Raw genomic sequence first — 7915 nt, forward strand, 5'->3', positions numbered from 1 at the left:
CGCTGTCCACATGCATGCCAGGCACACTCTCCACCCGCGGCGCGTCCCGCTGCTGCTCGCCACCCTGTTCGCACTGGCGGGCTGCTCGCTGGCGCCGGTCTACGAGCGCCCGGCGGTCACCACCCCGGCCGCGTTCAAGGAAGCCGACCCGGCACTCGAAGCCGCCGCCGCGGCGCGCTGGAAGGCCGCGATGCCGGCCGAGGACCAGCACCGCGGCGAATGGTGGCGGCTGTTCGGCGACGACACGCTGAACGTGCTCCAGGCCGAGGCGCTGGTGGCCAACCAGGGCCTCAAGGCCGCGGCTGCCCGCCTGGCCCAGGCGCGGGCGCTGGAAGGCAGTGCCCATTCCGAGCGCATGCCGCAGGTCGACGCCGGCTTCGGCCCCACCCGCCAGCGGCCCTCGCCCGCCGCCCAGGGGCTCGACGAGGACGCTTCCGTTTCGCCCGACACCTTGTGGCGCGCCCAGGTCGGCATCGCCTACGAGGTCGACCTGTTCGGCCGCGTCGCCTCGACGGTCGCGGCCGCCGGCGCCGACACCCGGCAGCAGGAGGCCCTGCTGCGCTCGGTGCAGCTCGCGCTGCAGGCCGATGTCGCCCAGGGCTACTTTCTGCTGCGCGAACTCGATGCCGAGCAGGCCCTGTTCGACGCCACCGTGAGCCTGCGGGCCGAGGCGCTGGAACTGCTGCGGCGCCGTTTCGAGGCCGGCGACATCGGCGAACTCGAGGTCGCCCGCGCCCGCACCGAACTGGCCGCGACCCAGGCCGAGGCGCACGGCATCGCCCGCCGCCGCGCGGCGGCCGAGCATGCACTCGCGATTCTGCTCGGCAGGCCGCCGGCCGTGTTCGACTTCGAGCCCCGGCCGCTCGGGCGGATCACCGTCGAGGTGCCGGCCGGGCTGCCGTCGGCGCTGCTCGAACGGCGCCCGGACATCGCCGCCGCCGAGCGCGCAATGGCCGCCGCCAACGCGCGCATCGGCGCGGCGCACGCCGCCTTCTTCCCGCGCCTGACGCTGACCGGTGCGTTCGGCTATGAATCGGCCGAACTCGGCGACCTCTTCCAGTGGTCCAGCCGGACCTTCCTGCTCGGCCCGCTGGTGGGCGGCATGCTGTCGCTGCCGATCTTCGACGGCGGCCGCAGGCCGGCCGGGCTGGACCGCGCCCGTGCGGTGTACGAAGAGGAGGTGGCGCGCTACCGCCAGACCGTGCTCGAAGCCTTCCGCGAGGTGGAGGACGGCCTCGCCGCGCTGCGCCTGCTCGACGCGCGCACCCGCGCCCAGGACGAGGCGGTCGCCGCCGCCGAGCGCGCCGCGCGCCTGTCGCGCCTGCAGTATCGCGAGGGGGCGACGAGCCATTTCGAGGTCATCGATGCCGACCGCAGCGTACTGCAGCAGCGGCGGGCGGCGGTCCAGCTCGATGGCGAGCGCGCGCGCAGCGCGGTGGGACTGATACGCGCGCTCGGCGGCGGCTGGGATGCCGAGCGAAGCTTCAGCCCAGCAGCGCCGCCACCGCCGCCGGGCATGACGGAAACCAGAAGTGCACGTAGGACGCGGTGATGGCCCCCACGCGGTAGATGGCTTCGCCCTCGCCGCCGTCCGGCCGCTGCGCGCGCAGCCAGGGTTCGAGCGGCGTGTCGGCCTTCGAATAGTGGAAGGTATGGCCGGTCAGGCGCCCCTGCGGAAAGTCCACCTGCTGCATGCCGAGTGCGGCGAGCCGCTGCTGCATCAGCGCACGGCCCGGCAGCAGGCCGCCGAAGGCGTGGGCGGTGCCAGCGGTATCGACGATGGTTTCGAGCAGGCTCATCCAGCCGCCGCATTCGGCGAGCAGCGGCCTGCCGGCGGCGACGTGGGCGCGCAGCCCGGCCCAGAACGCGGTATTGGCCGCGAGAGTGCCGCCGTGCAGTTCCGGATAGCCTCCCGGCAGCCACGCGGCATCGCATGCGGCGGGCAGGCCCTCGCCCGCCAGCGGCGAAAAGAACACCGGCTCGGCGCCCAGTGCGCGCAAGGTGTCGATGTTGGCCGGGTAGATGAAGCCGTAGGCGGCATCGCGTGCGATCGCGATGCGCTTGCCGGCCAGCAGGGGCGGAACGGCTGGCGCCGGCGCCGCCGGGAAATCGACCGCCGGCGGCAGCCCGGCGGCACCGGTCCGTTCCAGGTGGTCGGCCAGGCGCTCCAGGCGGGCGCCGAGATCGTCGATCTCCTGTGCCTGCATCAGCCCGAGATGGCGTTCGGGCAGCGCCGCATCGGCGTCGCGCATCACCGCACCGAACCAGCGCATGCCGTCCGGCAGCGCCTCGCGCAGCAGATCCGCGTGGTGCGTGCTGCCGACGCGGTTGGCGAGCACACCGGCAAAGGGGATGCCGGGCTGGTAGTGCGCCAGGCCATGCGCCACGGCGCCGAAAGTCTGCGCCATCGCCCGCGCATCGATCACCGCCATCACCGGAATGCCGAAGCGGCGCGCGATGTCCGCGCCGGACGGCGCGCCGTCGTACAGGCCCATGACGCCTTCGACCAGGATCAGGTCGGCCTCGCATGCGGCCCGGTGCAGACGCCAGGCAATGTCGGCCTCGCCACACATGCCGAGATCGACGTTGTGCACCGGTGCGCCGCTGGCCACGGCATGGATCTGCGGATCGAGGAAATCCGGCCCGCACTTGAACACCCTCACCCTGCGCCCGAGCCGGACATGCAGGCGGGCGAGCGCGGCGGTGATCGTGGTCTTGCCCTGGCCCGAAGCGGGCGCGGCGACGAACAGTGCCGGGCAGCGCGCGCTGCCCGCAGCCGGCTGCCGGAGCGGAGCCGCCTGCGAGGAGGGCGCCGTCGGCGCGGAGTCAGCGGGACGCATCGCCCGGGTGCACGACCGCACAGCCCGCGTGCGGCAGCGGCGCGGACGGCGGCGGATCGCCGGGCTGGAACCACGTCAGGCGCGGATACAGGCTGACGACGTCGCCGATCACCGTCAGCGACGGCGGACGGATGCCCAGCCGCCGGACCTCGTCCACCAGCGTGGCGAGGTCGGCCTTGGCCACGCGCTGGGCATGCGTGGTGCCGCGCTCGATGACCGCCGCCGGCGTCGTCGCCGGCAAGCCGTGGGCGACGAGTTGCGCGCAGATTTCCGCCAGGCGCGAGATGCCCATGTAGATCACCAGCGTCTGGCCGCGATGTGCCAGCAGCGGCCAGTCGAGGTCGAGCGAGCCGTCCTTGAGGTAGCCGGTGGTCAGCACCACCGACTGCGCATGGTCGCGGTGGGTGAGCGGAATGCCGGCGTAGGCGGCGACGCCCGCCGCGGCGGTGACGCCCGGCACGACCTCGACGGTGATGCCGGCGTCGAGCAGGTCTTCCATTTCCTCGCCGCCGCGCCCGAAGATGAAGGGATCGCCGCCCTTGAGCCGCACCACCCGCTTGCCGGCCTGCGCCAGGCGCACCAACAGCGCATTGATCTCGTGCTGCGGCAGCGTGTGGTCGGCGGCCTTCTTGCCGACGTAGATCCGCTCGGCCGCGGCCGGCGCCAGATCGACGATGGCCGGCGCGACGAGATTGTCGTACACCACCGCGTCCGCCCCGGCGACGAGGCGCGCGCCGCGCAGGGTCAACAATTCAGGATCGCCCGGCCCCGCACCGACCAGATAGACGTGGCCGGGCAGCGGCCCGGGACGGAAGACGGCGAGATCGGGGGAGTGCTTCATGGCAGGACGCTCAATCCGGAACGAAAACGACGCGCCCTTCGTGTTCGAAGCGGCGCAGGGGGTGGCCGAAAGCCTGGCTCAGCAGTTCGGGGCGCATCACGCTGTCGCGCTCGCCCGCGACCACGCCGCCGCGGCCGTCGAGCAGGATAACGTGATCCGCGTAGCGGGCGGCGAGATTGATGTCGTGCAGCACCAGCACCGCACCACGCCGCACGCCATCACGGTCGCCGCCACGGACGATGTGGCGGAACAATTCGAGCGTGGCGATCTGATAGTGGAGGTCGAGATGGTTCAGGGGCTCGTCGAGCAGGAACAGCCGCGGCGCCTGCGCGAGCAGGGTGGCGATCGCCACGCGCTGGCGCTCGCCGCCGGACAGGGTCAGCACGTCGCGCGCCTCGAAGCCCTGCAGGCCGACGTCGGCCAGCGCCCGGCGGACGACGGCCTCGTCCTCGCCGGTTTCCCAGCCCCAGCGCCCGAGGTGGGGATGGCGCCCGATCAGCACCGTCTCCAGCACGGTCGCGGCGAAATGGTCCGGCTGCTGCTGCGGCAGCAGGCCGCGGAAGCGCGCCGCCTCCAGCGCCGGCCACGCGGCATAGGGGCGCCCGCCGATGCGCACCTGGCCCACGTCGGGCCCGCGCAGCCCGGCCAGCGTGTGCAGCAGCGTGGTCTTGCCCGCCCCGTTCGGCCCCAGCAGGGCCAGGCACTCGCCCGCCGCCAGGTTCAGGCTGAACTCGCAGCACAGCCAGCGCTCGCCCACCCGCAGCGCAAGGCCGTCGGCTTCGAGCAGGGGCACGGAATCACCTGCGGGCGCGCTCAACGCCGGTGCCTCGCCAACAGGAACAGGAACACCGGCACGCCGATCAAGGCGGTCAGCACGCCCACCGGCAGTTGCTGCGGCGCGATCACCGTGCGCGCGGCGGTGTCGGCCACCGTCAGCAGCGTGCCGCCGGCCAGCGCCGCCGCCGGGATCAGCACACGCTGGTCGTTGCCCAGCGCCAGCCGCACCAGGTGCGGCACGATCAGGCCGACGAAGCCCACCGAGCCGATCAGGGTCACCGCGGTGGCGGTCAGCAGCGAAGCCAGCACGTACAGCCCCAGACGCAGGCGGCGCACATCGACGCCCAGCGCCCGCGCATTGAGCTCGCCGCGCGCCAGCACGTTGAGGTCGCGCGCAAAGGGCATCACCGCCGCCAGGCCCAGCACCAGCACGGCCAGCCCCGGCCACGGCCGCGCCGCGCCGCTGGCATCGCCCATCAGCCAGAACAGCATCGACTGCACCCGCGTGTCGGATGCCAACGCCAGCATCAGCATCACCGCGGCGCCACAGCCGGCGGCGACGATGACGCCGGTCAGCAGCAGCCGCGTCTGCGTCCAGCTGCCGTCGCCATGCGCCAGGCCGAACACCAGCAGCATCGCCGTCAATGCGCCGGCGAAGGCCAGCGCATCGACCCAGATCGCCGCCGCCCCGAGCATGAGCGCCACCAGCGCCCCCACCGCCGCCCCGCCGGAAATGCCCAGAATGTACGGGTCGGCCAGCGGATTGCGCAGCAGCACCTGCATCACCGCTCCGGCGGTGGCGAGCAGGCCGCCGCAGACGAAGGTGGCGACGGCGCGCGGCAGGCGCAGTTCGCGCACGATGCCGCCGGCCATGCCCTCGCTGCCGGCCAGCGCGGCGAACACCTCGCTCAGGCCGATCGGCATGTCGCCCGCTGCCAGCGCCCAGACGAGCGCGACCGCGCCGGCCAGGGCCAGCGCGGCCATCACGAGCACGATGCGGGCACGGGACCTCATGCGCGCAGGTGCCCGCAAGCCGGGCGCCGGGGGTCAGCGCGGCGTGTAGCGCAGCGCGACGAAGGCATTGGCGCCCGCGGTGGCGAAATTGCGCGCAAGCGTGTAGTCCTTGTCGAACACGTTGTTCGCCCGCAGCTCGAGCCGCAGTGCTGGCGTCAGCGCATGATGGACCCAGGCATTGACGATGCCGTAGCCGCCGAGGCGCTCGCCACCGTCTTCGCGCTCGCTCTGGCCGCGCCACTCGGCGCCCCAGCTCCACTTGCCGGCGCTGCGGTCGATGCCGAGCGAGGCGGCACGGCGCGCCCGCCGCACCAGACGCTCGCCGCTGTCCTCGTCCTTGGCGTCGAGCAGGTCGACCGTCGCCCGCACGCGGTAATCGGCCACGGTCGCGCTCACGCCCCATTCGAGGCCTTCGAGCTTGGCCTTGCCGACGTTGTCCGGCGTGCTGCCCCATTGGATGAGGTTCTTCACCCGGTTGTTGTAGTAAGTGGCGCTCATCTGCAGTCCGCCCCGTTCCCAGACCACGCCGATCTCGCGGTTGAGCGACTCTTCCGGCTTCAGGTCCGGGTTGCCGCCGAAGCAGCCGAAGGGCGGGAAGCAGGCCAGCGGGAAGTACAGATCGTTGAAGGTCGGCGCCTTGAACGCGGTGCCGACGCTGCCGCGCACCCGCCACTCGGGCAGGATCTGGTAGCCGTAGGCGAGCAGGCCCGTGGTCTTGCCGCCGAACTGGGAGTCGTCGTCGTGGCGGGCGTTGACCTGCAGGTGATGCTTGCCGAACTGCCCGCCCCAGCCCAGCAGGGCCGAATCCACCCGGCGCGTGTCGCGGTCAAAGGTGCCGGTCGTGTCGATGCGCTGCTCCAGGTGCTCGACCGCCGCGAGCAGCAGGCCGCCGCCCAGAGAGATGTCGTTCTGCCACGCGAACTGGGTCTGCTCGGTGTCGAACCGGTCGACCGGCGCCGACGACCCGCGGCTGTGCGAACGGTCCTCGCTGTAGCCCAGGCGCAGCGTGCTCACCCATCCGTCGGCAAGCTTGTTGCGCAGGTAGATGCCAGCGGTATCCAGCCCCTTGTCGACGCGGGAGTTGAACTCGTTGTCGGAGTCGTACCAGTTGCGCCCCTCGGAATGGAACAGCGTCAGCCCGATCTCGTCGTCGTCGCGCAGGCCGAGCGACGCCGAGGCGCTCAGGTAGTCATTGTGGAAACCATCGCGGTCGCGGTCGGCCACGGTCGACGGGTTCTTGCGCACGTTGAAGCCATCGGTACGTTCGCGCCCGGCCGACACGCTGTAGCGCAGGCGGTCCTGCCCGCCGGCGAGCGAAGCGCCGAGCGTGTAGCTGCGCTCAGTGCCGACACCGGCGCGCACGCTGGGGTACAGGCCCGCTTCGCCCTTGCGGGTGAAGATCTGGATCACGCCGCCGATCGCATCCGAACCGTACAGCGCGCTCGCCGGTCCGCGCAGGATCTCGACGCGCTCGATGAGCTCGGTCGGAATCACTTCGAGCGCGGGCTGGCCCGAGGTCGCGGAACCGATCCGCATGCCGTCGACGAGCACCAGCGTGTGGCCGGAGTTGGCCCCGCGGATGAAGATGCCGGTATTGGCGCCCGGACCGCCGTTGCTGCTGATCTGGATGCCGGGCTGGGCCGCGAGCAGATCGGTCAGCGTGCTGTGCCCGGCGCGCTCGATCTGCTCGCGCGTGATCACATCGACGCTGGCCAGCGTCTCGTCCGCGCGCTGCTGCTGGCGGGTGGCGGTGACGACGACGGCCTCGCCCATCTGGTCCTGCGCGAGCGCGGACGGTACGTACATCGGAAAAGCGCTCGCCACGGCGATCGCCGTGGTGCAAAGGCGGATCTTCATTGTTTCGTTCTCCCCGCGCCAGGGCGCCGCGTCCCCGCGCGCCGTGGCGATAAGCAACAGGATGAGCCGGGAAGAAACGAACAGAGCCGCAGAACATGCCCATCGCCGCCACCCCGCGGCACATCCGCCAATTCGCGTCACGGCCGGTCTCCGGGCTCACATGCTGTGCCAGCCTGACGGCTGGACGGATGGACCGCCTTCCCGGGCGACGAACCCAGTGGCTGCGTGATCCACCTTGCGCATGCTTACCGTTGCGGGGGCAGCACAGGCATTGCGGCCCCATGTGACCATGGGCCGCGCACCTGTTTCCCGTTTAACCCTGGGCGGGAACCGCCCGTGGGCACCGATGGCGCGCTGCCCCTTCCGGGGCAGTGGGGGCGGATGATACCGTACCGGCCCCACATCGTGCACTGCGTCGGCGGAACCTCCCCGCGGGCGAAAAGGCAATCAGCACAATGACATACGAACTGATCCTGGGCGGCGCCCGCTCGGGCAAGAGCCGCGAGGCGGAACGCCGCGCCGCCGCGTCCGGCCTGGCCGTCACCGTGATCGCCACTGCCGAGGCGCTCGACGACGAGATGGCCGC

The 7915-nt window shown here is 72.1% G+C and carries 7 protein-coding genes and 1 riboswitch; of the genes, 2 read left to right on the top strand and 5 right to left on the bottom strand.

Annotation, left to right across the window (positions count from 1 at the left end):
• Positions 1–10: 10 nt before the first annotated feature.
• A complete protein-coding gene (locus tag C666_RS12790; protein WP_004339955.1) occupies positions 11–1552 on the top strand; it encodes an efflux transporter outer membrane subunit in 1542 nt (513 codons plus the stop codon).
• On the opposite strand, the gene C666_RS12795 is transcribed toward C666_RS12790, so the two are convergent.
• Genes C666_RS12795 through C666_RS12815 form a run of 5 tightly spaced genes read right to left on the bottom strand, consistent with a single transcriptional unit; the run spans position 1485 to position 7329 of the window.
• Positions 1485–2840, bottom strand: a complete 1356-nt coding sequence (locus tag C666_RS12795; RefSeq protein ID WP_081593450.1) for a cobyrinic acid a,c-diamide synthase CobB — start codon at positions 2838–2840, stop codon at positions 1485–1487. The genes C666_RS12790 and C666_RS12795 overlap by 68 nt on opposite strands.
• A complete protein-coding gene (cobA, locus tag C666_RS12800) occupies positions 2827–3681 on the bottom strand; it encodes a uroporphyrinogen-III C-methyltransferase (RefSeq protein ID WP_004339957.1) in 855 nt (284 codons plus the stop codon). Before cobA ends, C666_RS12795 begins: the two co-directional genes overlap by 14 nt.
• 10 nt (positions 3682–3691) lie before the next feature.
• Positions 3692–4474: an ABC transporter ATP-binding protein gene (locus C666_RS12805; protein WP_004339958.1), complete on the bottom strand. Its 783-nt coding sequence runs from the start codon at positions 4472–4474 to the stop codon at positions 3692–3694.
• Between the two features lie 20 nt (positions 4475–4494).
• Positions 4495–5472 (bottom strand): FecCD family ABC transporter permease, encoded by a 978-nt coding sequence (locus C666_RS12810; RefSeq protein WP_028791908.1) that lies wholly within the window; start codon positions 5470–5472, stop codon positions 4495–4497.
• Between the two features lie 33 nt (positions 5473–5505).
• Complete coding sequence (locus C666_RS12815) at positions 5506–7329, bottom strand: TonB-dependent receptor domain-containing protein (protein WP_004339961.1); 1824 nt, start codon at positions 7327–7329, stop codon at positions 5506–5508.
• A 140-nt stretch (positions 7330–7469) separates the two neighbouring features.
• Positions 7470–7662, bottom strand: a riboswitch (cobalamin riboswitch).
• 113 nt (positions 7663–7775) lie between these two features.
• On the opposite strand from C666_RS12815, the gene C666_RS12820 reads away from it, so the two are divergent.
• Positions 7776–7915: bifunctional adenosylcobinamide kinase/adenosylcobinamide-phosphate guanylyltransferase (locus C666_RS12820; RefSeq protein WP_370701731.1), on the top strand; the 140-nt coding region annotated here is incomplete at its 3' end.

This window comes from Thauera linaloolentis 47Lol = DSM 12138 (assembly GCF_000310205.1).
GTDB lineage: Bacteria > Pseudomonadota > Gammaproteobacteria > Burkholderiales > Rhodocyclaceae > Thauera > Thauera linaloolentis.

Coding starts and splice junctions, on each gene's coding strand:
- C666_RS12790 (WP_004339955.1), top strand. CDS start 11: ATGCATGCCAGGCACACTCTCCACCCGCGGCGCGTCCCGCTGCTGCTC.
- C666_RS12795 (WP_081593450.1), bottom strand. CDS start 2,840: ATGCGTCCCGCTGACTCCGCGCCGACGGCGCCCTCCTCGCAGGCGGCT.
- cobA (WP_004339957.1), bottom strand. CDS start 3,681: ATGAAGCACTCCCCCGATCTCGCCGTCTTCCGTCCCGGGCCGCTGCCC.
- C666_RS12810 (WP_028791908.1), bottom strand. CDS start 5,472: ATGAGGTCCCGTGCCCGCATCGTGCTCGTGATGGCCGCGCTGGCCCTG.
- C666_RS12815 (WP_004339961.1), bottom strand. CDS start 7,329: ATGAAGATCCGCCTTTGCACCACGGCGATCGCCGTGGCGAGCGCTTTT.